Origin of the sequence: Paracoccus sp. KR1-242, from assembly GCF_049446195.1 — a bacterium.
GTDB lineage: Bacteria > Pseudomonadota > Alphaproteobacteria > Rhodobacterales > Rhodobacteraceae > Paracoccus > Paracoccus broussonetiae.
This window is the reverse complement of the sequence record NZ_JBMSED010000002.1, coordinates 213,950-239,372: the sequence shown is the minus strand read 5'-3', so window position 1 is coordinate 239,372 and position 25,423 is coordinate 213,950. Positions and strand designations below refer to the sequence as shown.

The 25,423-nt window shown below is 63.9% G+C and carries 17 protein-coding genes; 15 read left to right on the top strand and 2 right to left on the bottom strand.

The genetic code is table 11. The features are described 5' to 3' along the window. Positions 1–24: 24 nt before the first annotated feature. A complete protein-coding gene (gene tssA, locus ACO2Q4_RS04605; protein WP_423317608.1) occupies positions 25–1,053 on the bottom strand; it encodes a type VI secretion system protein TssA in 1,029 nt (342 codons plus the stop codon). 172 nt (positions 1,054–1,225) lie between these two features. Then, complete coding sequence (locus ACO2Q4_RS04600; RefSeq protein WP_423317606.1) at positions 1,226–2,089, bottom strand: M15 family metallopeptidase; 864 nt, start codon at positions 2,087–2,089, stop codon at positions 1,226–1,228. Between the two features lie 216 nt (positions 2,090–2,305). Between ACO2Q4_RS04600 and ACO2Q4_RS04595 the strand changes: the two genes are divergently transcribed. The 15 genes from ACO2Q4_RS04595 to xylB all read left to right on the top strand — a co-directional run bounded on the left by ACO2Q4_RS04595 (position 2,306) and on the right by xylB (position 25,405). Then, entirely contained in the window at positions 2,306–2,785 is a 480-nt protein-coding gene (locus ACO2Q4_RS04595) for an OmpA family protein (protein WP_311759419.1), read from the top strand. Positions 2,786–2,792: 7 nt separating this feature from the next. Beyond that, on the top strand, positions 2,793–4,925 hold the full coding sequence (locus ACO2Q4_RS04590) for a protein kinase domain-containing protein (protein WP_423317604.1): 2,133 nt from the start codon (positions 2,793–2,795) through the stop codon (positions 4,923–4,925). A 232-nt stretch (positions 4,926–5,157) separates the two neighbouring features. Beyond that, positions 5,158–6,876 (top strand): ShlB/FhaC/HecB family hemolysin secretion/activation protein, encoded by a 1,719-nt coding sequence (locus ACO2Q4_RS04585; RefSeq protein ID WP_423317878.1) that lies wholly within the window; start codon positions 5,158–5,160, stop codon positions 6,874–6,876. After that, positions 6,824–11,812 (top strand): filamentous hemagglutinin N-terminal domain-containing protein, encoded by a 4,989-nt coding sequence (locus ACO2Q4_RS04580; RefSeq protein ID WP_423317602.1) that lies wholly within the window; start codon positions 6,824–6,826, stop codon positions 11,810–11,812. Before ACO2Q4_RS04585 ends, ACO2Q4_RS04580 begins: the two co-directional genes overlap by 53 nt. Continuing rightward, positions 11,760–13,733, top strand: coding sequence for a caspase family protein (locus tag ACO2Q4_RS04575; RefSeq protein WP_423317599.1), 1,974 nt, complete (start codon positions 11,760–11,762; stop codon positions 13,731–13,733). Before ACO2Q4_RS04580 ends, ACO2Q4_RS04575 begins: the two co-directional genes overlap by 53 nt. Before the next feature lie 404 nt (positions 13,734–14,137). Further along, positions 14,138–14,929, top strand: coding sequence for a hypothetical protein (locus ACO2Q4_RS04570; protein ID WP_423317597.1), 792 nt, complete (start codon positions 14,138–14,140; stop codon positions 14,927–14,929). Positions 14,930–15,219: 290 nt separating this feature from the next. Further along, complete coding sequence (locus ACO2Q4_RS04565) at positions 15,220–16,278, top strand: LacI family DNA-binding transcriptional regulator (protein ID WP_311759534.1); 1,059 nt, start codon at positions 15,220–15,222, stop codon at positions 16,276–16,278. A 96-nt stretch (positions 16,279–16,374) separates the two neighbouring features. Beyond that, the gene (locus ACO2Q4_RS04560) at positions 16,375–17,622 is read left to right on the top strand and encodes an ABC transporter substrate-binding protein (RefSeq protein ID WP_311759426.1); all 1,248 of its coding nucleotides are present in this window, start codon (positions 16,375–16,377) and stop codon (positions 17,620–17,622) included. 91 nt (positions 17,623–17,713) lie between these two features. Then, positions 17,714–18,640, top strand: coding sequence for a carbohydrate ABC transporter permease (locus tag ACO2Q4_RS04555; RefSeq protein ID WP_395131933.1), 927 nt, complete (start codon positions 17,714–17,716; stop codon positions 18,638–18,640). Further along, entirely contained in the window at positions 18,637–19,467 is an 831-nt protein-coding gene (locus ACO2Q4_RS04550; protein ID WP_311759428.1) for a carbohydrate ABC transporter permease, read from the top strand. The genes ACO2Q4_RS04555 and ACO2Q4_RS04550 overlap by 4 nt, the downstream gene beginning before the upstream one ends. A 6-nt stretch (positions 19,468–19,473) precedes the next feature. Beyond that, entirely contained in the window at positions 19,474–21,084 is a 1,611-nt protein-coding gene (locus ACO2Q4_RS04545) for a glycoside hydrolase family 43 protein (protein ID WP_423317595.1), read from the top strand. A gap of 12 nt (positions 21,085–21,096) precedes the next feature. Further along, the gene (locus tag ACO2Q4_RS04540; protein ID WP_311759430.1) at positions 21,097–22,107 is read left to right on the top strand and encodes an ABC transporter ATP-binding protein; all 1,011 of its coding nucleotides are present in this window, start codon (positions 21,097–21,099) and stop codon (positions 22,105–22,107) included. Next, entirely contained in the window at positions 22,104–23,216 is a 1,113-nt protein-coding gene (locus tag ACO2Q4_RS04535) for a Gfo/Idh/MocA family protein (protein WP_423317593.1), read from the top strand. The genes ACO2Q4_RS04540 and ACO2Q4_RS04535 overlap by 4 nt, the downstream gene beginning before the upstream one ends. Then, complete coding sequence (locus ACO2Q4_RS04530) at positions 23,213–23,866, top strand: ThuA domain-containing protein (RefSeq protein ID WP_423317591.1); 654 nt, start codon at positions 23,213–23,215, stop codon at positions 23,864–23,866. The genes ACO2Q4_RS04535 and ACO2Q4_RS04530 overlap by 4 nt, the downstream gene beginning before the upstream one ends. Before the next feature lie 93 nt (positions 23,867–23,959). Then, a complete protein-coding gene (gene xylB, locus ACO2Q4_RS04525) occupies positions 23,960–25,405 on the top strand; it encodes a xylulokinase (RefSeq protein ID WP_423317589.1) in 1,446 nt (481 codons plus the stop codon). Positions 25,406–25,423 lie beyond the last annotated feature (18 nt).

Below are 25,423 nucleotides of genomic sequence, written 5' to 3'. Positions count from 1 at the left end.
GACACCGGGGCGGTCCTCCGTCTCTCAGTCGTCGTCCTGCAAGCCGGCGAGATTGCGAACATTCTCGACCCCGCCCGGCGCGATTTCCTTCATGATGGTGATGAAGTCCGCGCCGACCAGCTTGCGTGCCCGTGACAACAGGATCGGCAACGGGCTTGAAGGTTCGTTCGCGGCGTAGAATGCCATGATGCGGTCCAGCGCGGCGCGCACGTCGGCCGCGGAACTGATCGCCCCGACAGGCGCGGCTGCAATCTTTTGGGCGGGGATCGCGGCCTCTTGCGCCACCGCTTCGTCGACCGGTCCATCCGGTTGCGTCTCATTGCCCAGGGCATCGGCGAATTGCATCGCGGCGCGGCGCAAAAGCCGGTCCAATGGCGCGAAATCGGGGCCCTGACCCGGCGTATGCTTGTCAAAGACCGCGCTTATCGCATCCAGATCGCGGCGCAGCCCCAGAACTGCCGCCTGGCGCGATTCAAGCAGCGCAGTGTCGGTGTCGCGAAACGCCGCCGAGACGGTCGCGGCGTCGGGCGTGCCGCCAGCGATCTCGCCCAGCGAAATCGCGATGTCGCGCAGGTTGATGTGACCGAGGGCCGGGCTTTGCGCAAGCGGGGCCAGCAGGACGCCGCGCAGGGTGGTGTCATTGTCGACCAGCCCCAGAACCGTGTTGATCCGGGCGGTCGGGTCATCGCCGTCATCGGGGTCCAGCAACGGATGGCAGGTCGGCCACCATTGCTCCAGCAGGCCGCGCAGCAGGGCGACCCCTTCGGCGAATCCCTGCACCCCCTCGGTCTGCAAAAGCGCCCGCGCCAGAAAGATGGCGGCGCGCAGGTCATGCGCGCGGTCAAGCACTGCCAGCGCGTGTTGGCGCAGCTTTGTATAGTCAGGTTCTTCGCCCGACAGGAACTCTGCCCCCGACTGGCGCTCGGGCTTGATTTGAGCAGCCTTCTCCATCGCGAGAAATTCCGGATCATATTCCAGATCATTCCCGCTGGGTATTTCGGAACTACGCTCAATTAGCAGAGAATCAATCGGAACATAAACGGAATCAGGCACATTCTTGCTCGCACAAAAATGATGAATACCAACGAAACCCAGATTGCTGTAACGGTGCACCCTCGCACCTAGCCGGTCAAGAAATATTCACGCAAAGGTTTAGCCATCTAACTTGACCCTCGTTTTCAGCGCCTTGGCCAATGTTGGATGGTGGTAATGCTGCGGTGCAGGGTCAGATCTTTCCGGCGGCGCGCCAAGCCTCAAGCGTCGCGCGGCTGACTTCGAAATGCATCGAATCCTCGCGAGAGAAACCGGCGCCCCAGACCCAACCCTCTTCATGGAAGAAATCCGCAAGGATGGTCAGGCCCAACTGGGTCCGGCCATCGGCGAATCCGTCAAGGTGGCCGTCGATATTGAGATCGATTGCAAGCCCGAAGGAATGGGTCGATGTCAGGTCCGTCGTCCCGCGAATCCGGCGCACGCAAAGCGAACCAGAGGTATTTATGCGGTCATAAAGATCCTGATCCACCGCCCGGACCTTTTCAAAGACCCTGGTCAGGCTTTCCACTGCGGGTCGCAGCATCTGGACCTTTACCGGGCCAACCGTATCGACGACCAGCATGGCCTGCAGCTTGGGATTGTCCATTCCCTCGCAGTCATCCGTCAGCACTTTCCTTGGACGACCCAGAAATCCTTCAAGGAATGCAGACGAACCCACTGTTTGTCCTTTGTTTACATTGCGCCGATTGGCGATAAGCACCACCGTGGCGTAATCTCCGGCGATGCGGTTTTCACCGTCGCGCGGAATTGCCGATTGCGTGTCCGCAGCCGGGTTTTCAGCCGAAGACGGGACATCCTCGGGCAAGGCGGCCTGGTCTATGCCCAGGCTGTCGATCTGGTTTGACAGCGCAACCAGTTGTTCCTGTAATCCAAGAATCTGCTGGTTAAGATTTTCGATCTCGATTCGTGCCTGACTGTCGACCGCCGAGCCGCCCGCGACTTGTTCCCGCTGGGACAAAGCCGTCCAGACCCCATATCCCAACAAAGGCAGCACCAGAAGAGCAATCGCTGTGACGACAAAATGGACCGGCTTCACGAAGCTTCCCCGTCCGAAATAGCCAGACGATGCGGCCGCCAATCTTCTCTGTCAATTGGCGCAAGCTGCAATCGGACTCGCGTAATGATCGGCACAGGTATAAATTTGCAGGTGCTTTCCGCTTGATGGAGTGATTCCATGAAGTCCTTGTTCATCTGCTTTTCATTGATTTTGACAATCGGGTTATGGCATTTCCCCGCGCATGCGCAGTCCGCGATGTCCGAAGACGACATTTCCGAGGCTTTCGCAAAGCAGAAAAGCCGGGGTCTGGTTCTTGTTCCAACCGGACAACAGCCGGAGGTTAGCGCCGATACCAGCCAGAAAGATGCCACCAAGGTCGACTACGTGGCGCTGCCGCAGGACGAACAGGTCAATGTCTCGATCCATTTCGATCTGGACAGCGCGGCGCTGCGCGAAGACCAGAAACCCGCGCTGGCCGCGCTTTGCAACGTGCTCAAGAAAAGCCCGGATGTCGTGCTGCGCATCATCGGCCACACGGACATAACCGGGACCGTCCAGTATAACGAGCGACTTTCCGTTTTGCGCGCGGAAGAGGTGAAGCGCTATCTGGCCGCCAATTGCGGTGTCCCGGAAGGGCAAATGCAGGCGGTGGGCGTGGGCGCGCGCTATCTTCTGGACGAAAAGGATCCCCGGGGCGAGGTCAACCGCCGCGTCGAATTCCAGGCCCAGTCCTGACGGGCCGGTGGACAAGGTGACAGGGCAGGCGCCCATCTTCAAACCCGGCGATGTGCTGAACAACACCTATCGGATCGAGGCGATCCTGGGGCGGGGCGGCACGTCGGAGGTGTATCGCTGTCGGTCCGAGATTTCGGGCAAGGTGGTTGCCCTGAAGGTCTTGCGATCCGAATTCGCGGGCAATGCCGACTATCTCGCGCTGATGACGCGCGAGGAAAACGTCCGCGACATCCATCACGACACGATCGTTCACTATTATGACACGCAGCGCACGCCTGACGGCACCGTCTATCTTGTGATGGATTTCGTCGACGGGCCGTCACTGGACGCGAAGATGCGCGCAGGAGGCATGTCCGCCGAGGCGCTGCTGACCGTGGCCGGCCGCGTGCTGGAGGGGTTGGCGGCCGCGCATGGGCGCAACATCATCCACCGCGACCTTTCGCCCGACAACATCATCCTGCGTGGCGACGATCCTGCGAAGGCCACGATCATCGACTTCGGCATCGCGAAGGATTCCAACCCCGGCGCCGAGACCATCGTGGGCGGAGAGTTCGCCGGCAAATACGCTTTCGCCGCACCCGAGCAACTGGCGGGCAAGGCCGATCCCCGCGCTGACCTTTATGCGCTTGGGGCGCTGCTGCTGGCCATTTTCCGGGGCCGGTCCCCCGATAGCGGCGCAAACCTGATGGAGGTCGTGAACCGCAAGGCGCAGCCGCTGGATACGTCGGGGGTTCCGCAGCCCTTGGGCGAGTTGATCGACCGGCTGTCGGCCCCTGCCCCCGAAGAGCGCTTTCAGTCGGCCGAGGCCGCGCTGGCATTTCTGCGCACCGCCTCCGCCGCCCCCGATGCCACGGTGATCGTGCCCCGCAAGGTGACGCCCCCTGCCCCCGGGCGGGTCGCGTCCGCGCCAAAGCCCGCACCGGATGCGCCCGGATCCCCGGCTTCGGGCGGCCCGAAACGCAGGACCGCGCTGATCGCCGCCGCGCTGGCCCTGCTGGTCGTTGCGCTTGGTGCAGTTGAGTTTGCGACCGGCACGCTTGGCATCTTCACGCCCCGGCTTCCCTGGGCAAAGCCCTTCACCCTGCAGATTTCGCGCGTGGATGGTGCCGGACCAGTCGCCGAGGGCTTCGTGCCCAGCCCGGAAACCGCGCAACTTCTGGGGGCCGCGCTGGCTGCGCAGGGCGGTATGCCCCCCACGCTGACCGTGGCGCGAGGCGATCTTGCCGAGGGCTGGGGGCAAGGCGTCGTCCAGCTGGTGCAGACGCTGGCGGATCTGCCGGAATACAGGCTGTCCGTGTCGGACAATCAGGTGACGGCGAATGGCCTGACCAATATCCGCGCCGATTACGACCGGCTGAAGACCGAATTGGTGGCAATGCCCACAGGACTGACCGGCACCGCCCAGCTTGAACTTGGCCCCCGCATCCTCAGCCCTCAAACCGTCATTTCCATCCTGCGCGCGCATGAGGATTGCGGTCGGCTGACGGTGGCCGACGCGCCCTCGACCGGCTGGGGCGCGGGCGCCAACCTGCATATCGCCGGACGCGTCGCCCATGCCGAGACGCAGACCGCGCTTCGCGATGCGCTGACCGAGGCAATCGGCAACCGGGTCGCGCAGCTGGATCTTGAGGTCCTGAACCCGACGCTGTGCCTTATGGATGCCAATACCCCCTCGGCCGAGCCTGCCGGCCTTGTCTTCACCTTCGGCTATGGCGATCGTCCCGATCCGAATCCGAAGGCGCAATATGTGGTGGGCGACAATCCGGTTATCGACCTGACCCTGCCGACCGACCTGAAGGACGGCTATCTTTACGTTTCGGTGCTGGACGTTTCCGGCAACGTCTTTCACCTGCTGCCCAATGTGAACCGGCAGGAAAACCGGATCCGGGATCTGGGGGATGGCCCGCTGCGCCTGTCCTATGGGTTGGAGCAGGCGAAGGGCTCGGATCGGCTTGCCTTTACGGTGGATGGCAGTTCGCTGGGCAAGACGCGCCTGATCGCGTTGATCAGCGACCAGCCGTTATTCGACAGCCTGCGCCCGATAACCGAAAGCGCGGAAAGCTATGCCAAGGCATTGCAGGAAGTTTCCGTCCCCGTCCGCAGCCTTGATTCCGCCATTCTGACGACGTCAAAGCCCTGAAGGGGCAATATCGCATGCGAAGATAATCCGGTCGGCACGGAAAAAAGACAGCATTGGTTTTGGAAATTTCTTGACCTGATGGAAATAGACAAGAGAATCCGAAATGCCCGAATTTGAAATAATCCTTTCTGCGGAACGGGATTCAGCAAAAGCCTCGGCAAAGGAATTCACAGAATCGCGGCCCGGTGATAACCTGAATCGCAGACTCTTTGGAGGATGAAACTTGGCATTCATGCGACACTGGTCCGCCACTGCATCATTTACCCTTTTGACGCTGACCTGTAATGCCGCGCTGGCCCAGACCGCGTCGCAGATCACCAAGCCCAGTTATGAACCCTCGTTGCAACGCATGACCGGCTCGCTGGTCTTCAGCGGCGCTCCGGGACTGGCCGCGCCCGCGGGTGCCGAAAAGCTGTCGGTCCAACTGTCCGGTGTCACGGTCGAAGGCGCGCTGGCCGGGACCCAGGCCGCGACCGACACGCTGCGCCAACGCCTGACCGGAAAGCGCATCCCGGTTTCCGAGATTTTCGCCGCCGCATCCGACCTTGAGGCCAGCTATGTCAAGCAGGGCTATGTCCTGTCGCGCGTGGTCATTCCCCAGCAGACGCTTGAGGATGGCGGCACGCTGCGCCTGACGGTCGTCGATGGCTATGTCGAGCAGGTCGATGCAAGCGCGGCCCCGCCCGAATTGCGCGCCCGGCTGGAACGGACCACTGACCCGCTTGTCGACCAGCGATCATTGCGGCTGCCGGATATCGAACGCAGGCTGCTGCTTGCGGGGGACATGTTCGGCGTGGCCCTTGGCTCGGCCCTGTCTACCGGGTCCAAGCCCGGCGGAACGGTCGTCATTCTTGAACCGCAATTCCGCTCGGTTACCGGATTTGTCGGTCTGGACAATACGTTTTCCGAGGAACTCGGCCGCTGGAATCTTAGCGCTGGCGTCGAATTCAACGACTTTCTGAACATGGGCGAGGTGTTTTATCTGCGCGCCTCGGGGCACCCCACATTGGGGGATGACGGGTATTTCGCCGATGAACCCCGATTGCGCACCCTTGCCGGGGGTGCGATCTTTCCCCTTGGCTATAACGGCCTGACCTTCGGGGTCGAGGGCGCGAATTCCCGAACCGGCCCCGACAATAACGCGGTCGCCACGCCGTCGGATTTCAACCGCGTCTCTTTCCGGCTGTTCTATCCGGTGGTGCGCACGATCAAGCGCAATCTTTCGGTCACGGCGGCGCTGGATGTGCAAAGCGACAAGCAGGATCTGAATACCGATTTCGCGGATTTTCCAATCTATGAGGACCGCACCCGCGTCTTTCGTCTCAGCAGCGACGGGAACTGGCAGCTTTCGGATACTGCGGCCATCAGCGGGGGGGCGATCCTGTCGCTTGGCATCGACGGTCTGGGCGCGCGCAGTGCCCAGGACGCCGAAGACAGCGACACCCCGCTGTCGCGCGCGGGCGCGGATGCCGATTTCACCAAGCTGGAAGTTTCATTCCGCTATGACCGCAGCTTCCTGCAGGACTGGGCATTTTCCCTGTCCGGGCAGGCGCAGACCTCGTTCGGAAAGCCCCTGCTGTCGAGCGAGCAATTCGGCATCGCCTCGTCCGAGGGGGTGTCGGCCTTTGACCTGGGAAGCATTACCGGCGATTCCGGCTGGCTTTTGCGCAGCGAGGTGGCGCGCAACTTCCCGATCCAGGCCTTTGGCCGGCCCTTGCAGGTCAGCCCCTATCTGGCCGTGGCCGCAGGCTCGGTCCGTCTTGAACAACCATCATCGCTTGAGGCCGCGCGCATCAACGCAAACACCTTGGGCATCGGCGTCGATCTGCGGATGATCTACGACCCCAACTATTCCTCCGCAGTGGTCAGGCTGGAATATGGCAAAGGGAACAGGGACGATGACCAAAAGGACGAGGACCGCTTCACGATCGTCAGCTCCTATCGCTTCTAGCCGGCGACGCGCGCTTTGGGCCGCGCTTCTTGCGGGCAGCGCACTTGTGCTGCCCGGCGTGACCACCGCCCAGACCCTGCCGAACGGACATAATGTCGTCGCGGGCTCTGCCAGTGTCTCCTCGTCCGGCGGCAGGATGCAGATCAACCAGAACAGCAATCGCGCCATCATCAACTGGGGCAGCTTCGGCATCGGGTCGGGCGCTTCGGTGCAGGTCATCCAGCCGGGGCGGCGCTCGGCCCTTTTGAACCGCGTGACGGGCGACACACCGACCCGGATCGACGGAAGCCTTGGCGCGAACGGACAGGTCTTCATCGTCAACCGCAATGGCATCGCCATCGGGCAGAATGGCCGGATCGCGACGGGTGGGTTTGTCGGATCGACGCTGGACATCTCGAATGGCGACTTCATGGCGGGGCGGTTGCGCTTTTCGGGCGACAATCCCGGCGCGGTCACGAACGAAGGCCGGATCGACATCATCCCCGGCGGCTATGCGGCGTTGCTGGGCGGACAGGTCAGCAATTCCGGCACGATCCGGGTGCCGCTGGGCCGGGTCGGACTTGGCGCGGGTCAGCGCGCGACGCTGAACCTGTCGGGGAATGACTTCCTGTCGGTGGCGCTGCCCCCCGATGCGGGATCGCATATAGAACAAAGCGGCCGGATTTCCGCCGATGGCGGCTCGATCGAGATGAAGGCGGCATCGGCCCGCAATGCCGCGCGCCAGACGATCAACCTGTCCGGCGTGGTCGAGGCGCGCAGCGTCTCGGGTCGATCCGGGCGGGTCGTCCTTGGCGGCGGCGATGGCGGCACGGTCCGCGTGACCGGCCGCGTGGATACCAGGGGCGGGGTGCGGGCGGCCCGCGCGGCCTCCGTCCGGGCGGATCGTCCCCCCACCCGGCCCGAGCGTGGCGGCGACATCACCATCACCGGCGACCGGATCGAGCTTGTCGGGGCCACGCTGGATGCCAGCGGAACCGGCGGTGGCGGGCTGATCCGCGTCGGCGGCGACTATCAGGGCCGGGGTGCCCTGCAGCGGGCAAGCGTCAACCTGATCGGCGCGGGGACGCGGATCTCGGCAGACGGGATCGGCAATGCCGACGGCGGGCGCGTCATCCTGTGGTCGGACCTTCTGACCGAATTCGACGGCGGCGTTTCGGTCCGGGGCGGGGATGACGGCGGAGACGGCGGATTTGTCGAGATTTCGGGCCGCGAAAGCCTGGCCCTGCGCAGCCCGGACATCCTGCTGACCGCGCAGAACGGTCGGCCGGGCCATGCGCTGTTCGATCCCCTCGACATCATGATCGTGGATGAGGATACCTATGACTCGCTCAACCCGACGCATCTGCTGGACACGCAGATCTATGCGATGGCCGAAAACCCCGGCACCTATGAATTCCGTACCTCGGGGCCCAGCCTGCCGGGGGGCGATGATCCGGGCAACATCACCTTTGCGACCGCGCTTTCCTTCGGTGCTGATCTTGGTGGAACCGTCCTGAATTTTCAGGCCGACAACGACATCATCATAGATGAGCCGCTCAACTGGGGTGGCCTTGCAAGTGTCAGCCTTGGGGCGGGCGCGGATATCGCCGTCAACGCGCCCGTACGCTGGACAAACCAGATGGAGATGCAGGCCGCGACCAGCATCAACCTGAACGCGGCCCTGAACGCGCCCGCCGGGACCCTGTGGCTGGACGCGCCCCGGATCAGGGCCACCGGCAGCGTCAATGTGGACGAATTCCGGCTGCTTGAAGGATCGAACTGGGTGCAGAACGCGGCCACGCTTCCCGCCTTTTCCGCCCGCGATTTCTGGTTTGATCCAAGCGCAAACTTTCTGCGGGCGCGGGGCGGTGCGGGCACCACGGCCAACCGCTATGTCATCACCGATGTCTATGGGCTGCAGGGCATTGGCTCGCCCGGCTACCGAGGCGCGCATTATGCGCTTGGCGCGAATATCGCGGCCGGCGGCACCGCCGAATGGACGGAACCCTGCGACGGCCGTTGCCTGAGCGGCTTCCGCCCAATCGGCAGCTCCGGCACCCCCTTCACCGGCAGTCTGGAGGGGGCGAACCGTTCCATCACCGGGCTGACACAAATCGTCGACGGTCGCTTCGGCGGGATGTTCGGCGTGATCCAGGGCGCGACCATCCGCAATCTGCGGCTTCTGAACCTGGACCTGACGACCTTTGGCGGGCATGCGGTTGGCGGTCTGGTCGGGCAGGCCTTGGCCAGCGCGGGTTCGAACGTCATCCAGAACGTCGAGGCCAGCGGTCGCATGGATGCGACCGTGGGCGAAGACGAGGTGGCGCATTCCATGTTCGGCGGGATTGTCGGGCAATTCGCAGATGGCACGATCACGAACGTGACCTCTCGGGTGGCGCTGGACCTGTCCGGTTCAGCGGATGATGGCGGAGAGTCGGTGCATCTGGGCGGGGTCGCCGGACGCGTTTCGGGGGGGACGACGATCTCGAACAGCCGCTATGCGGGCACCATCACCTCGGAATTCAGCGGCGCGGAAGTGGGGATTGAGGGTCCGCCCGTCACCAACCGTATCGGGGGGATCGCTGGCCAGACGACGACAGCGGACCGCATCATCGATTCAACCGCAGCGGTCACGATCCGCCAGGACGGAAGCGGCAGCTGGCTGATCGGCGGCCTTGTCGGCCAGAATTCGGGAACGCTCAACCGGGTCTCAACCAGCGGCACGATCGCCCTGACCTCGGGCGAGGGGTTTGCCTTTAACCGCAACAGCGCGTTCGGCGGTCTGACTGGCACCAACATCGGCGCGGTCACGCGCAGCAGCTCCAGCGTCGGTCTTGACATCGAAACCGCGGGACGCGTTGCGGCGGGCGGGCTGATCGGCGCAAGTTCGGGACGTGTCGAGACCTCCTTTGCGACCGGAAATCTGCGCGTCAACCTGGCCAGCCCCGGAGAGATGACCAGTCTTGCCGCGGTCGGGGGGCTTGTCGGCATCAGCACCAATCGCGTGCGCTACAGCTTTGCCACGAACCAGGTGAACATCTCGGGCGTGGCCGATGTCCGCGCGGGGGGACTGGTCGGGTGGAATACCGGCGCGGTACGTTTCTCGCGCGCGACCGGCGGCCTGACGGTCGGGCTGGGAGGGTCCGAAACCTCCAGCCTGCAGTTGGGCGGGTTGGTCGGGACCAATGACGGTCAGATCACGGATTCCTATTCGCTGGCCTCGGTCGACTATACAAGCGCATTGCCCGCGTCGGTGGGCGGGCTGGCCGGAACCAACCAGAACTGGATCGCCCGCAGTTTCGCGGCGGGGCCGGTCAATACCTCGTCTGCGGGAACGCGTGTCGGCGGATTGGTCGGCAGCGCGGGCGAAGGGGCCAGAAGCTGGCTTTCCTTCTGGGACCGGAACACCACCGGGCAGGGCAGCTCGGCCGGGGGCATGGGCCTGACGACGGCCCAGCTGACCGATACCGAGTTTTTCCTGAGCGTCGCCGATGGCTGGGATTTCCACACTGTCTGGGCACCGGGCGGGCGCGGAAACTATCCGGGGCTTTACAGTCTTGACCGCGTGCTGTGGGCGGAACCGAACGATATTACGGTCACCTATGGCGACAGGCTGCCGGGGCTGGGGGGAACGGTCCACGGGCTGGGGCTTTACCTGTTTGGCGCCGAGGGCGACATTCCTGCAACCGACGGCATCTTCCGCGTGCAAGGCACGCCGCGAAATGCCGGAAGCTATGACATCCTGACCGACGCCTCGGTCACATCCGCCGGGGGACAGACCTTCAGCATCGTCGCCTCGGACGCGACGCTGCGGATCAACCGCGCGATGCTGCGGATTTCGGTCGCGGATCTGGAAAAGATTTACGGAAACGACAGAAGCCTTACCCTGGCCGATGTCACGCTTGGCGGGCGGCTGCGTTATGGCGACCGGTTGGTCTCGGTCGATCTGGCCAGCCTTGGTGCGGCGGGCCGGGCATGGGTCGCGGCCTATCCGATCACCGCCGCGAACGCGGTCATTTCCGGCGATGGTGCACCGGCGACGTCCAATTACAACATCACCTATGAGGGGGGACAGCTGAATGTCCTGCCGCGCAACATCACCCTCGACGTTCTGGACAGCGTCATGCGGGTGGGCGGCACCCCGATGTTCGACTGGAACCGCGTCGCGGGCGATCTTGTCAACGGGGACACCATCACCGGCATATCCCTGTCCAGCGAGGGCGATCACACCAGCCCCCCCGGTGCCTATGAAATCACGGCCACGGATGTGCGTATGCGCAACGGGGCCGAGGTGAACTATCGCATCGCCATCGACCCGGGGATTTTGCGCATCCTGCCCCAGCCTTCGGGCAATCCCTATCCCGGCACCTCGCAGAATACGGCCCCCGTCCCCAACCCGACCGACAGGACCGAGATCCTGCTTGCCGCGGTGCTGCCGGGCGATGCATTGACCGACCCATCCGCGCGCCGGCCGGCCGATGTCGCCGAGGCCGAGGAGCTTTCGCGCCTTGCCGCGATCTCGCAGGAAATCTCGCTGCAGATCGAGAATTGCAACCAGCACGAAGGCCCGACCGAGGACATGCTGGCCTGTATCTCTCGCGCGCTTGACCAGTATTCCACGGCGCTTGACGAGCTGTCGGCCAGCCTGCCGCCCTCGATGCAGACCGTTTCGGCGATCCTGCGCAAGGCAAGCACGGATATCGACCAGACCCGACGCCGGTCGATCGCGCGTCTGGGCAGCGCCACGACCGAGGAAGAGCGTCGCTCGATCCGGCGCGAGGCGCTGCGCGAGGCAAGCCGCACCATGTCCGCCGCGAGGGCCGAGATCGTCAAACGGGTCGAATTGCTGCGCGCGGACGATCCCGACCTGGCCCGCGCCAATTCCCGCCAGGAGGGGTTGATCCTTGCCACTGTCGAAAAAGCCGATACCACGCTGGTCCGTGCCGTCGGCCTTTGAACGGGTTGCCGGCATCCTCGTCGTCTGGGCGGTGCTGGCGATCACCCTGTTCGCCGGACCGGCGCGGGCCGAGCAGCGCATCGCGCTGATCATCGGGAACGCCGCATACAGCGCGATCCCCAGCCTCGACAACTCGGCCAATGATGCCAATGACATGGCCTTGACCCTGACCGAACTGGGCTTTCGGGTCACCTTGGGCATCGACCGCAGCCGCGAGGAAATGCTTGACCTGATCGCAGGCTTCGGTGCCGAGGCCAGGACCGCAGATGTGGCGCTTTTCTATTACGCCGGGCACGCCTTTCAGGTCTCAGACAGCAACTATCTGATTCCGACGGATTTCAACCCCGTGAATCTGGAACAGGCCGCGGCGGATTCGATCATGCTGGATGTCGCGCTGAATGCCCTGGCCGAAGCGCCCGGCCTGAAGATCGTGATGCTTGATGCCTGCCGCGACAACCGCAACCAGATCCCCGGAGTCAGGGACGGCCTGGCGCGGGTCGGCAGCGCAGCGGATTTCCTGATCGTCTATGCCACGCAACCCGGTGCCGTGGCCTCGGACGGCAAGGGTCGCAACGGCACCTTTACCGGCGCGCTGCTGCATCACATCCGCACGCCCTCGCAGGACATATCGGAAATGATGATCGCCGTGCGAAAAGAGGTCATCGCGCAAAGCGGCGGCTTGCAGATCCCCTGGGAAAGCTCGTCGTTGACGCGGCGGTTCTTTTTCGATGACGGCCCGCCGACCGCCAATTCAGACACGATGCTGTATCAGGCTGCGGTGCGCAGCTGGGATAAGTCGCTGATGAACCTTTATCTTCAGCGCTATCCCGAGGGCGTCCATGCCGGCGACATTCTGGCCATGCTGACCGAAGGCAAGACCGCAAACACCCAGCTGCGCAGTATCGGCCCCGACGAAGAAAGCGGCGAGCAATTGTGGCAACTGGCGCAGCGTAATCGGCTGAGGCCATTGTTCGAAAGCTATCTGAACACCTATGCCTCGGGGCCTCATGCGGATGAGGCGCGGCGCATCCTTGCGGAAATGCCCCCGGACGCGGATCAGAATCCGGCGCGGCGCTGCGAGTTGCAGGCCAACCACCCCCGCGATGGAACCGAAACGACGCCCGGCGTCCCGTTCGAGCTGCTGGCCCGCAATTCGGTTGCCGCCATCCGCGATTGCGAAGAGGCCGTCCGTCTCAACCCCGGACAGGCACGGTATCTGGCCCTGCTGGCCCGCGCCTATGCGGCCTCGGGCCTGCGCGACAAGGCGGTCCCGCTTTTCGAACAGGCGGCCGAGCAGGGCGATCTGCGCGCAATGGTCAGCCTTGCCCTGATCGTCGAAACCGGGGACGGCGCGGAAAAGGACCCCGCCAAGGCGCAGGCGCTTTTCGAAAAGGCGGCCGCCGCCGGCAGCCCCGATGCCGCAATCAACGTCGCCATTCCCTTGCTGGACGAAAACCGCAGCGCCGCCGACCACAAGCGGGGGATCGCGCTGATGCAGCAGGCATCCCAAAGCGGGGCCGCGATTGCGACGTTCAACCTGGGCTTGCTGGCGCGGGACGGAAAATTCGGCACCCCCGCCGATGCGAGGGCGCTGTTCGAACGCGCCGCGCGCGAGGGTGAACCCAGGGCCTATCGGGAAGCCGCCTATCTGCTGGCCGAAGGCCACGGCGTTGCCAAAAGCGGCTTGGAGGCATCGAAATACCTGCTTCTGGGGGTCGCCTCGGATGATGGAAGCCTGTTGCAGGAACTGACCGCACCGGGCCAGTCCTGGCCAAAGGATACGCTGGTCGAGATGCAGCGTCGTCTTGGCCGGGTGGGGCTATACTCCAAGGGCTTTGACGGGTTGCCGGGGCCGGCCCTGAAGCAGGCCTTGGAGAAATGGCGAAACGGGGGCTTCAATGCCTCCGCGCTGGGGAGCTAGGGCGGAAGGACTTTTCCGCGCGATGGATCATCCCAATTCTGGCAGACTGCTTCCGACGACCTTCTGGGAATGCTTCGATGCTCCGCGGGACAGCAGTGCCCTTCGGCCTGAAGATTATTGATCGGATTAGCCCCGTGTGGCATTCTATTTACATGTTTTTGCGACCGCAAATCCGGTGATATTCGAACGGCCGGATCGTTCGGGACTTTACGGCGACCAGAAAGACCCCATCCAATTCCCACGGCCTTGGATGACAGGAGCCCCCGATGCCCAAGCTTGAATTCAAGGTGAAATTCGCCTCGCGAGCGGATTCAACGCCCACGCATGATGGGTGGACATACCATCACGTGCTTCCATGGCGATATTATTATCTGATGGGATATATCATCGCCAATGTGGCGCGCATGAAATTTCTCATGAACGACTATGGCGTCGGCCTGAACCCCTTGCTGGCATCTGCCGTTGCCCAGGAAAGAAAAACGAATTCAGGTATTGTCGAAAAGCTTTATGGCCCCGAAGTCGCGGATTTCAACAGGAACCTGAACGAAAGCGGTCCGAAGCTGCTTCGAACGCTTTTGCCGCTGCACGGCTGCAGGAATGAGGGTAGCGATTCCATCGTCGATGAGATCAAGAAGGCGGGCCAATTCGATCTGGGCGCCATCGGAAACCTGTGTGGCGCGCCGAAATTCGGTGGTTTCCTGGGCATGGCCCCAGAACACAGAAGCGATGATCTGGGCGATCGCGCCGAACGCCTGCGCCCGCCCGGCGCAAATCAGGCATGGTGGGCCGAGCTCAGCATGCTGAGGACCTATCTTCAAAGTTTCTGCCGCACCATCGGCGATGCCGGTGCCGGACACGAGATCCCGGCCAAGATCGACTATGACGACTTCACGCAATTTCTTGAGGTCGTGCGAAGGCTGTCTGCCTCGCACAATCAGGTCTATGGCATGAATTGCGCGGACTGGTACATTCACGTCCCCGGCCATGGCAGCAGAAGAAACTGGGCCTATGTCGAGGGCGTAAAAGCCCCCCCGCGGCATATTTCGAAGGCCGGCGCGATCTTCGCCGTGCGGCCAGATGACGTGATCCAGAGCGGGCTGAAAGTGTCCTACAAAGAGGTGGAGAAATGCCGCCTTGACGACAAGCTGTTCAGTCCCGACGGCAACAACAAAAAGGCCTTCGCCTGGCTGAATTGATCTGACAGGCACGGCCCCGCGCTGTCTGCGCATTCCGGCTTTCACGATCAACAAGCCTATGCGGCGCGCCAGCGGATCGGCAGGAAACCCATGCTTCGATAATGACCTTGGTCGCAGGGGCGTCCCTTGGGCAAGGTTCCGGTCGGCATCATCTCGTCCGCCGCAAGCGGGTCTGTCGTTGCAGCCCGGCAGCCAACCAGACCCCAACTATGTTCCTCCGCTTGCGCCTTGCCTCTGTAAAATCCTGATGTACGATCATCAAATTGAGCGGAGGAACCAAGTTGAAACAAGTGACGGACGAGGCCAGATTGTCGGCTGGCCTGACGCGACGCCCGACTGTTCACGATGTGGCGCGCGAGGCGGGCGTCAGCCTTGCCACCGTCGATCGCGTGTTGAACGACCGTCCGGGGGTTCGCAAGGCGACGGCCAAGCGCGTCGGAGACGCCATGGCCAAGCTGGGCTATGAACGGGACATGGCGGCGGCGAACCTGTCCAAACGCCGCCAATACCGCCTGGCCTTCATTCTGGCGGCAGGCACGAACAGCTTCATGCACATGTTGCGCGACGCCGTATCCGGCACCGCGTCCTTCACCAGCGTGGACCGGGTCGAGCTTGAGACGATCCTTGTCCCCCCGTTCGACGGGCAGGCATTGGCTGAGGCGCTTGACGCACTCAACCCCGATCAGGTCGATGGCATTGCCATGGTCGCCACCGACTCGCCCGAGGTGCGCGACGCGATTTCGCGGCTGGTGGCGCGTGGCGTTCATGTGCTGACGCTGGTTTCGGATGCGCCAACCTCGCGGCGCGCAAAATTCGTGGGCATCGACAATGTGGTAGCGGGCCGGACCGCGGCCGGGATTCTGGGGCGCTGCTGTTCCGCACCGGGCAAGATCGCGATCGTGATGGGATCGTCGCTGCTGCGGGACCATGTCGAGCGTCGCCTTGGTTTCGAGACGGTCATTGCGCGCGAATATCCGCACCTGACCTGCCTGCCCCCGGTCGAGGGTCGCGATGACGCCGACACCGTCGCCCGATTGCTGTCCGCGCAATTGCAGGCCGATCCCGACATTACCGGGATTTACAGCCTCGGCGCGGGCAATCGCGGCGTCGCCCGCGCGCTGAAATCCTGCGCCGGTCGCAAGCGTATCTCGGCCGTGGTCCACGAACTGACCCCCTCGGCCAGAAGCGCGCTGATCGATGGCACCTTTGATGCGGTCATCAATCAGGATGCCGGGCACGAGGTGCGCAGCGCGGTCAGGATCCTCAAATCCCTGATTGACGGCCGTCCGACCTTTGACGCGCAGGAAAAGATCAGCATCGACATCTTCATGCGCGACAACCTGCCCTGAACCGGCGCGTCAAATTTGAGGGTTGCCAATCCCCAAAACTGATGTACGTTCATCAAAAGTAAGCAAGCCCACCCTCGGGCTTGAAGGGAGGAAATCATGAAGGCTCTTTTGGGGGCGGCGGCGCTTTGCGCTTTTGCCGCGATGGGCGCGCATGCCGAAACTTCGGTCAAGATCCTGCGCCCGGAATCGAACAGTCCCGGCCTGAAGCAGTTCTTTACGGACGTCATCGCGGAATACGAAGCCGCCCATCCCGACGTGAATGTCGAGATCGAGTATTTCGCCTCGGAAGCCTACAAGACCAAGCTGCCGACGATGCTGCAATCCGAGGCGCGCCCGGACCTGATCTACAGCTGGGCGGGCCTGACGCTTTCGGATCAGGTCAAGGCGGGGCTGGTGCAGGACATCTCTGCCTCGCTTGAACCGGACTACCTGAAGACCTTCACCCCTGCGTCGCTTTCGGCCTTCAGTGAAGGCAACGCCGTCTATGGCCTGCCGATGGAGGCGCGCCTTGTCGTCTTCTTCGCCAACCAGTCGCTGACCGACAAGGCGGGCGTCGATCTGGCCGGGATCAAGACCTGGGACGATTTCCTGGGCGCGGTCGGCAAGCTGAAAGAGGCCGGGATCACCCCGCTGGTCGCGGGCGGCAAGGACAAGTGGCCGCTGCATTTCTATTATAGCTATCTCGCCCTGCGCGAGGGCGGCCCCGAAGGGATCCGCGCCGCCATGTCCGGCGACGGCGATGGTTTCCAGTCGCCGACCTTCATCGGCGCGGGCGAACGCTTCAAGCAGCTGATCGACCTTGACCCCTTCCAGCCCGGCGTGCTGAGCACCGCGCAGGAACAAAGCAACACCATGTTCGCCGAGAACAAGGCGGCGTTCATGCTGATGGGCGACTGGGCCTATACCCAGACGATCGGGGTCGAACAGGGCAAGCTGCTGGATGGCAGCCTGCGGATCCTGCCTTTCCCCGCGCTGTCCGATAGCAAGGCCGATCAGGCCGCGACACTGGGCGGTGTCAACGGCTATGCCGTCACGACCGGCGCCCCGCCCGAGGCCGTGGATTTCCTGAAGTTCCTCGTCAATGCCGAGCATCAGCGCGAAGGCGCGCGCCGCGCCCTGTTCGTGCCCGTCCTGCAAGGCACGGGCGAGGCGATCGAGGTTCCCTTCACCAAGGAGATCAACGCGATGCTGGAAGCGTCGCCCAGCCACCAGATCTTCCTTGACCAGTTCCTTGGCGCGCAGGTCGGTGGCACGATCAACGACATCTCGACGGACATGGTGTCCGGCGACGTGACGCCGCAAGACGCGGCCGAACGCATCCAGGAAGCCTGGGACTTCCGCTAAGTCCCCGTTTCGCTTCCTGAAACAAGGTCGCGCCACCATTCGGGTTGCGCGACCCGACCCGACCTTTCCAGATAAAAGGCAGGTGCCCCACATGGCTGCCGTGAACACGCATGCGGAGACCTCCTCCGCAATCGACAAGCCACGCCGAAAGGCCATCAACGGGCGCCTTGCCGCGACCCTGGTCCTGCTGCCCCCGGCGTTGGTGCTTTTCACCCTTTTCGTGATCTATCCGCTGCTGGGTTCGGGGATCTATGCCTTCTATGACTGGAACGGCTATGGAACGCCCACCGATTTCGTCGGCTTCGCGAACTTCGAGCGGATGGCAAACCATTCCGTGTTCCAGCAATCGGCGCTGAACTCGCTGAAGGTGATCGCCGTATCGCTGCTTGTGCAGTTGCCGCTGGCCCTGCTGCTGGCATTGCTGATCTATCGCCGCACGCCCGAGAACACGGCCTTCCGGCTGGTCTTTTTCCTGCCCTATATCCTTGCCGAGATCGCCGCCGGGCTGATCTGGAGCTTCATCATGGACGGCAATTTCGGGGTTGTCGCCGACATCACCCGGGCGCTGGGGATCGAGCCGTACTTCCTGACCTCGGACCGCAGCTGGGCATTTACTGCCGTGCTGGTCGTCATCGTCTGGAAATATTTCGGCTTCCACATGATGATCTATATCGCGGCGCTTCAGGGCGTGCCCAAGGACATGATCGAGGCCGCCCGGATCGAGGGGGCAAGCCGCCTTGGCGTCATCCGCCATGTCCAGATCCCCATGATCAAGCCCGCGATCGTGGTCTCGGTCTTCTTCTCGGTGATCGGCGCGCTGCAGGTCTTTGACGTGGTCATCCCGCTGACGAATGGCGGCCCGGCGAACTCCAGCCACACCATCGTCACCTATCTTTATACCTTCGGTCTGGCGCGGCTGAAGATCGGCTACGGCTCGGCCATCGGGGTGACGCTGTTCATCACCGCCGTGCTGGTCGCGGTCTTCTATCAGCGCCTGTTCATGAGGAAGCCCGCATGACCCGCTCCAACCTGATCCGAGAGATCATCCGCATCGGCTTTCTCTGCATCGTCGCCAGCTTCGTCCTTGGCCCATTGGCCGCGACCGTGCTGGGCGGGTTCAAATCGAATGCCGAGGTCCAGACCAGCGCGCTGAGCCTGCCCGCAGTCTGGCGGACGGACATCTATGCCGACATCCTCAGCGATCCGGGCTTCTGGCGCTATCTCGGCAACTCGCTCGTCATCTCGGTGGCGACGGTGGTGCTGACGCTGCTGGTCGGATCGGCTGCGGCCTATGTCTTTGCGCAGGTGCGCTTCTTCGGCTCGAAGATGCTGTTCTCCTATCTGTCGCTGGGGCTGATGTTCCCCTTTGCGACCGCCATCCTGCCGCTTTTCGTGCAGGTGCGCGATCTGGGACTACTCGACACCTATTGGGCGGTGATCCTGCCGCAGACTGCCTTTGGCCTGTCGCTGGCGATCCTTCTGTTCCGCACCTTCTTCAGCGAATTGCCGAAAGAGCTGTTCGAGGCCGCCTATGTCGAGGGATGCGGCTATATCCGCTTCTTCTGGCGGTTCACCCTGCCGCTTTCGACGCCCATTCTGGCGACGGTCGGCGTCTTCGTCTTCGTCCAAAGCTGGAACAACTTCCTGCTGCCGCTGGTGGTGCTGAACTCGCGCGAGGCGTTCACCTGGCCCTTGGGCATGATGCAATATCGCGGCGAGTTTGCGGTCGAATGGAACCGCACCCTTGCCTTCGTCACCCTCACCATCCTGCCGGCCGTGGTCTTCTTCCTCGCCGCACAGAAATACATCGTCGCCGGGCTGACCGGTGGCGCAGTCAAAGGCTGATCCGACATGAATGCAATCATCCAGAACCCGATCCTGCGCGGCTTCAATCCCGACCCTTCGATCCTTCGCGTGGGTGACGATTACTATATCGCCACCTCGACCTTCGAATGGTTTCCGGGCGTGCAGATCCACCATTCCCGCGACTTGCAGAACTGGCGCCTGCTGACCCGTCCGCTGAACCGCGAATCCCAGCTCGACATGCGCGGGGCCGAGGAATCGGGCGGTGTCTGGGCACCATGCCTGACCCATGCCGACGGCAAGTTCTGGCTGATCTTCTCGGACCTCAAGCGCCGCACCGGCAGCTTCAAGGACAGCCGCAACTATCTGGTCACGGCCGACAACATCGAGGGGCCGTGGTCGGACCCGATCTATCTGAACGGGTCGGGCTTCGATCCGTCGCTGTTTCATGACGATGACGGGCGCAAATACCTGCTGAACATGGTCTGGAACCACCGCAACACGGAAAAGGGCGGCAAGTTCGGCGGCATCCTGTGCCAGGAATATTCGGTCGAGGAACAGCGCCTTGTCGGCCCGATCACCAATATCTATCGCGGCACCGACCTGAGGCTGACCGAGGGGCCGCATCTGTACAAGCGCGACGGCTGGTACTGGCTGCTGACCGCCGAGGGCGGGACCGAGTACAACCACGCCGTCACCATCGCGCGGTCGCGGAACCTGCTGGGGCCGTATGAGACCGACCCGGCAAAGCACATGCTGACCTCGAAGGACGCGCCCGACGCCGAACTGCAGCGCGCGGGTCATGCCGATATCGTCGAGACGCAGGACGGCGAATTCTACATGGTGCACCTGTGCTCGCGGCCCCTGCCCGGCCTGAAACGCTCGGTCTGCGGGCGGGAAACCGCGATCCAGAAGATCATCTGGGAACCGGGCGAGTTTCCGCGCCTGGCCCATGGCGGCAATGTCCCCGCCGCGCAGGTGCCCGCCCCCAACCTGCCCGTGCAGGTCTGGCCCGAACCGCAACGGGAATTCGACTTTGCCCCCGGCCCGCTGCCCCAGCCGCTGCAATGGCTGCGCACGCCGCAGGCCGACCGCATCTTCTCGCTGGAAGACCGCCCCGGCTGGCTGCGCATCTTTGGTCGTGAATCCCCCGGCAACCGCTTTGAACATGCAGTCGTCATGCACCGCCAGACCGAATGGGCCTATGACGCCGAAACCGAGGTCGAGTTCGCGCCGCAGGGCTATCTGCAGATGGCCGGTCTGCTGTGCTACTACAACGCCTATCTGTTCCACTACCTCGCCATCACCGCGACCGAGGATGGCGCGCGGGAACTGATCGTGATGTCGGTCAAGGGCGACTATCCGATCGGCGCGGTCGATTATCCGCTGGGCCAGCCGATCCCGCTGCCTGCGACGGGCGCGATCCGGCTTGGCGTCTCGGTCGACCGGGACAGGCTCAACTTCCGCTATGCCCTGCCGGGTGGCGAATGGCAGCCGGTTCCGGTCACGCTTGACGCCTCGCTGCTGGCGGACGAGGCGGCGGGCAATGCCTGCGGCAGCCATACCGGCGCCTTTGTCGGCATGGCCGCCCATGACATCGCCGGTACCGCGACCCCGGCCGATTTTTCCCATTTCCGCTACATGCCGCGCCCGGCTTGACAGGAGGCCAGAATGGCAGAGGTCAGACTCGACAACATCACCAAGACATTCGGCGGCGTGACGGTCATCCCGCAGCTGGACCTGCTGGTTCCGGACGGATCGTTCACGGTTCTGGTCGGGCCGTCGGGCTGCGGCAAGTCCACGCTGCTGCGCACGATCGCCGGGCTTGAGACGCCCACCGCAGGCCGCGTCCTGATCGGCGGGCGCGACGTCACCGATGAGGAACCCTCGCAGCGCGAGATCTCGATGGTGTTCCAGTCCTATGCACTGTTCCCGCATATGACCGTGGCGCAGAACATCGACTTCGGCCTGCGACTGCAAAAGATGCCGAAGGCCGAACGCGAGCAGCGCGTGGCCCATGCGGCCAAGATCCTTGCGCTGGAAAGCTATCTGCAGCGCAAGCCCTCGCAACTGTCGGGCGGTCAGCGCCAGCGGGTCGCCATCGGCCGCTCGATCGTCAGGAACCCCAAGGTCTTCCTGCTGGACGAGCCGCTTTCGAACCTTGACGCCGCGCTGCGCGGGCAGATGCGGGTCGAACTGGCGCAGCTGCACCGCTCGCTGAACGCGACCATGATCTATGTGACCCATGACCAGGTCGAGGCGATGACGCTGGCCGACCAGATCGTCGTCATGAATGGCGGCAAGATCGAACAGGTCGGCGCACCGATGGACCTTTACGACCGTCCTGCCACCGAATTCGTGGCGGCCTTCATCGGCTCGCCCAAGATGAACCTGCTGCCGGGTCGCACCATCGGGCGTCAGGACGTGCGGACCGCGGGCATCCGCCCCGAGCATATCCATGTCGACGGCAGCAGCGGCACCTGGCAGGCCCGCACCGAGGTGGTCGAAACGCTGGGCGCCGACACCATCGCCTATATGAGCGCCGAGGGCATCGACAGCGTCACCGTCCGCCTGCCCGGCCACATGCGGCTGAAGGTCGGGGACAAGCTGTTCCTGACGCCCGAACCCGCGAACCTGCACCTGTTCGACGAACGCGGTCAGCGCATGGAGGCCCGCGCATGAAACCCCTTGGCATTGGCGTCATCGGCTGCGGCGTCATCAGCGACATCTACATGAAGAACTGCGCGATCTTTCCCCAGATCGAATTGCGCGCAGTCGCCGACATGCGCCCCGAGGCCGCGGCGGCCAAGGGCGCGGAATACGGCGTCCCCGCCGTGACCGTGGACGAGCTGCTGAAGCGCGAGGATGTGGACATCATCCTGAACCTGACCATCCCAAAGGCCCATGTCGAAGTCGGGCTGATGGCGCTGGACGCGGGAAAGCATCTTTATGCCGAAAAGCCGCTGGCGGGTTCGGTCGCCGACGGGCGCAGGCTGCTTCAGGCGGCACGGGCCAAGGGGCTGCGGGTCGGTTCCGCACCCGACACCTTCCTTGGCGGCTCGCATCAGACCGCGCGCAACCTGCTGGATACGGGTCGGATCGGGCGGCCCACCTCGGGGACGGCGGTGATGATGGTCGCGGGGCATGAGCGCTGGCACCCCAACCCCGACTTCTACTATGCCGGGGAAGGCGCTGGCCCGCTGATGGACATGGGCCCCTATTACATCACCGCGATGGTCAACCTGCTGGGACCGGTGTCGCGCGTCGTGGGGCTGGCCGCGAAGGGACGCGACCGTCGCGTCATCGCGACGGGTCCTCGCGCCGGGCAGGAAATCCCGGTCGAGACCCCGACCCATGTCACCGGCGTAATGGAATTCGCCTCGGGCGCGCTGGTCCAGATCGTCACCAGCTTCGACGTCAAGGCGCATCGCCACACCCCGCTTGAGCTTTACGGCACCGATGGCGCGATGCTGATCCCCGACCCGAACCATTTCGACGGCCAGGTGATGCTGCATGACGCCGACTGGCAGGCCCAGCCCATGCGCCATGCCCATGGCGACGGCAATTATCGCGGCCTTGGCCTTGCCGACATGGCCGAGGCGATTGCCACAGGCCGCGATCACCGGGCCTCGGGCGCGCTGGCGCTGCATGCGCTGGACGTGATCGAGTCCCTTTTGCGCGCCGCCGGCACCGGTCGGGCCGAAACCCTGACCACCAGTTGCGACCGCCCCGCGCCCCTGCCGATGGGGACCGCGCAGGGACAGATAGAGACCATGGAGATGGCACAATGACCCGCAAGGCTTTGGTATTCTTTGGCGGCTGGGACGGGCATGAGCCCGGCCCGACCTCGGAAATCGTAGCAGACATGATTGCGGCCGAAGGCTTCGACGTCACCCGCAGCGAAGGCACGGCGATCCTTGGCGAATCCGACCTCTCCGGCTTCGACCTGATCGTGCCGGTGGTGACGATGTCCGATGTCGAGGCGGATGCCGTCAAGCGCCTGACCGCCGCGGTCGAGGCCGGAACCGGTCTGGCGGGCTTCCACGGCGGCATGGCCGACACCTTCCGCAAGAACACCGACTATCAGTTCATGGTCGGCGGCCAGTTCGTCGCCCATCCCGGCAATGTCATCGACTATCGCGTTGAAATCCTTCGGAACGGCGACACGCTTCTGGATGGGATCGACGATTTCGATTATCACTCCGAGCAGTATTACATGCATGTCGATCCCCGCATCGAGGTGCTGGCGACCACCACCTTCTCGGGCGAGCACGCGCCCTGGGTCAAGGACACGCAGATGCCCGTGGTGTGGAAGCACGGCTATGGGCAGGGCCGCGTCTTCTATTCGGCGCTTGGCCACAAGGCAGCGGAATTCGACCATCCGCAGATGCGCGAAATCCTGCGCCGGGGCCTGCTTTGGGCGGCGCGCAAGGCCGACTGACGCAAAGAACCCATCCGACCCCGGACCTTGATCCAAATCCAGCAACGCGCCGCATCGGGATGTGGCGCGCGGCTGCAGCATTTCAGGCAAGACATGACCTATCTTGGCATCGATCTCGGCACCTCCAGCGTCAAGTTGCTTCTGATCGACGACGCACAGCGCATCATCGGCTCGCAAAGCGCCGAGTTGCAGATTTCCCGCCCGCTGAGCGGGTTCAGCGAACAGGATCCCGCCGACTGGATCGCCGCGACCAGACAAGGCGCGCAGGCCCTGCGCACTGCGCACCCGGTCGCCTTCGCGGCCATCAGGGGCATCGGCCTGTCCGGCCAAATGCATGGCGCAACCGCCCTTGGGGCGGATGACGGCGTCCTGCGCCCCAGCATCCTGTGGAACGATACCCGCAGCCATGCCGAGGCCGCTGCCCTCGACGCCGATCCCCGGTTCCGCGCGATTTCGGGCAATATCGTCTTTCCCGGCTTTACCGCACCCAAGCTGGTCTGGATGCGCAACCATGAACCCGACCTGTTCGCGCGGGTCGCCAAGGTGCTGCTGCCCAAGGATTACCTGCGCCTCTGGCTGACCGGAGAGCATGTCTCGGACATGTCGGACGCCGCCGGGACAAGCTGGCTTGATACCGGCAAACGCGACTGGTCCGACGACCTGCTGGAGGCGTCGGGGATGGGTCGCGACCAGATGCCCCGGCTGGTCGAGGGCACCGAGGTTTCCGGCCATCTGCGCGCCGAGCTTCTGTCCGAATGGGGACTTTCCGGACCCGTGGCCGTCGCGGGCGGCGCGGGGGACAATGCGGCGGCCGCCTGCGGCATGGGCACGGTCGCGGCGGGTCGGGCCTTCGTCTCGCTGGGCACCTCGGGCGTTCTTTTCGCCGCAAATGACCGCTATCGCCCCCGGCCCGAAAGCGCGGTCCATGCGTTTTGCCATGCCCTGCCGCAGACCTGGCACCAGATGGGGGTGATCCTGTCCGCGACGGACGCGCTGAACTGGCACGCGCGCACCAGCCGCGAAAGCCCGGCGGCGCTGGTCGCGGAACTTGGCAGCACGCTGCGGACGCCTGGCGTCACCTTCCTGCCCTATCTGTCGGGCGAAAGGACGCCCCATAACGACGCGACCATTCGGGGCGCCTTTGTCGGACTGGACCACGCGACCGACCGCGCGGCACTGACGCAGGCGGTGCTTGAAGGCGTGGCCTTCGCCATCCGCGACAATCTTGAAGCGCTGCGCGCGGCCGGAACCGAATTGACCGCAGTCACGGCGGTCGGGGGCGGCGCGCGGTCGCATTACTGGCTGGGCATCCTTGCCACCGTCCTGGGCCTGCCCGTGGCGCTGCCCGCGGATGGCGATTTCGGCGCGGCCTTCGGCGCGGCGCGGCTGGGGCTGATCGCGGCCACCGGTGCCGATCCGCTGGACGTCCTGACGCCCCCGGAAACCGACCGCATCTTTGCCCCCGAACCCGCGCTGCGGGACGCCTTTGACCATGCCTATGCCCGCTACCGCGCGCTTTATCCCGCCCTGCGCGACTGAATCCTGACAACGGAGACC

Excerpts from the sequence above, each read along its gene's own strand:
- ACO2Q4_RS04560 (WP_311759426.1), top strand. The coding sequence starts at position 16,375 with ATGAAGGCTCTTTTGGGGGCGGCGGCGCTTTGCGCTTTTGCCGCGATG.
- ACO2Q4_RS04595 (WP_311759419.1), top strand. The coding sequence starts at position 2,306 with ATGTCCGAAGACGACATTTCCGAGGCTTTCGCAAAGCAGAAAAGCCGG.
- xylB (WP_423317589.1), top strand. The coding sequence starts at position 23,960 with ATGACCTATCTTGGCATCGATCTCGGCACCTCCAGCGTCAAGTTGCTT.
- ACO2Q4_RS04535 (WP_423317593.1), top strand. The coding sequence starts at position 22,104 with ATGAAACCCCTTGGCATTGGCGTCATCGGCTGCGGCGTCATCAGCGAC.
- ACO2Q4_RS04570 (WP_423317597.1), top strand. The coding sequence starts at position 14,138 with ATGAAATTTCTCATGAACGACTATGGCGTCGGCCTGAACCCCTTGCTG.
- ACO2Q4_RS04555 (WP_395131933.1), top strand. The coding sequence starts at position 17,714 with ATGGCTGCCGTGAACACGCATGCGGAGACCTCCTCCGCAATCGACAAG.
- ACO2Q4_RS04540 (WP_311759430.1), top strand. The coding sequence starts at position 21,097 with ATGGCAGAGGTCAGACTCGACAACATCACCAAGACATTCGGCGGCGTG.
- ACO2Q4_RS04545 (WP_423317595.1), top strand. The coding sequence starts at position 19,474 with ATGAATGCAATCATCCAGAACCCGATCCTGCGCGGCTTCAATCCCGAC.
- ACO2Q4_RS04530 (WP_423317591.1), top strand. The coding sequence starts at position 23,213 with ATGACCCGCAAGGCTTTGGTATTCTTTGGCGGCTGGGACGGGCATGAG.
- ACO2Q4_RS04585 (WP_423317878.1), top strand. The coding sequence starts at position 5,158 with ATGCGACACTGGTCCGCCACTGCATCATTTACCCTTTTGACGCTGACC.
- ACO2Q4_RS04550 (WP_311759428.1), top strand. The coding sequence starts at position 18,637 with ATGACCCGCTCCAACCTGATCCGAGAGATCATCCGCATCGGCTTTCTC.
- ACO2Q4_RS04580 (WP_423317602.1), top strand. The coding sequence starts at position 6,824 with ATGACCAAAAGGACGAGGACCGCTTCACGATCGTCAGCTCCTATCGCT.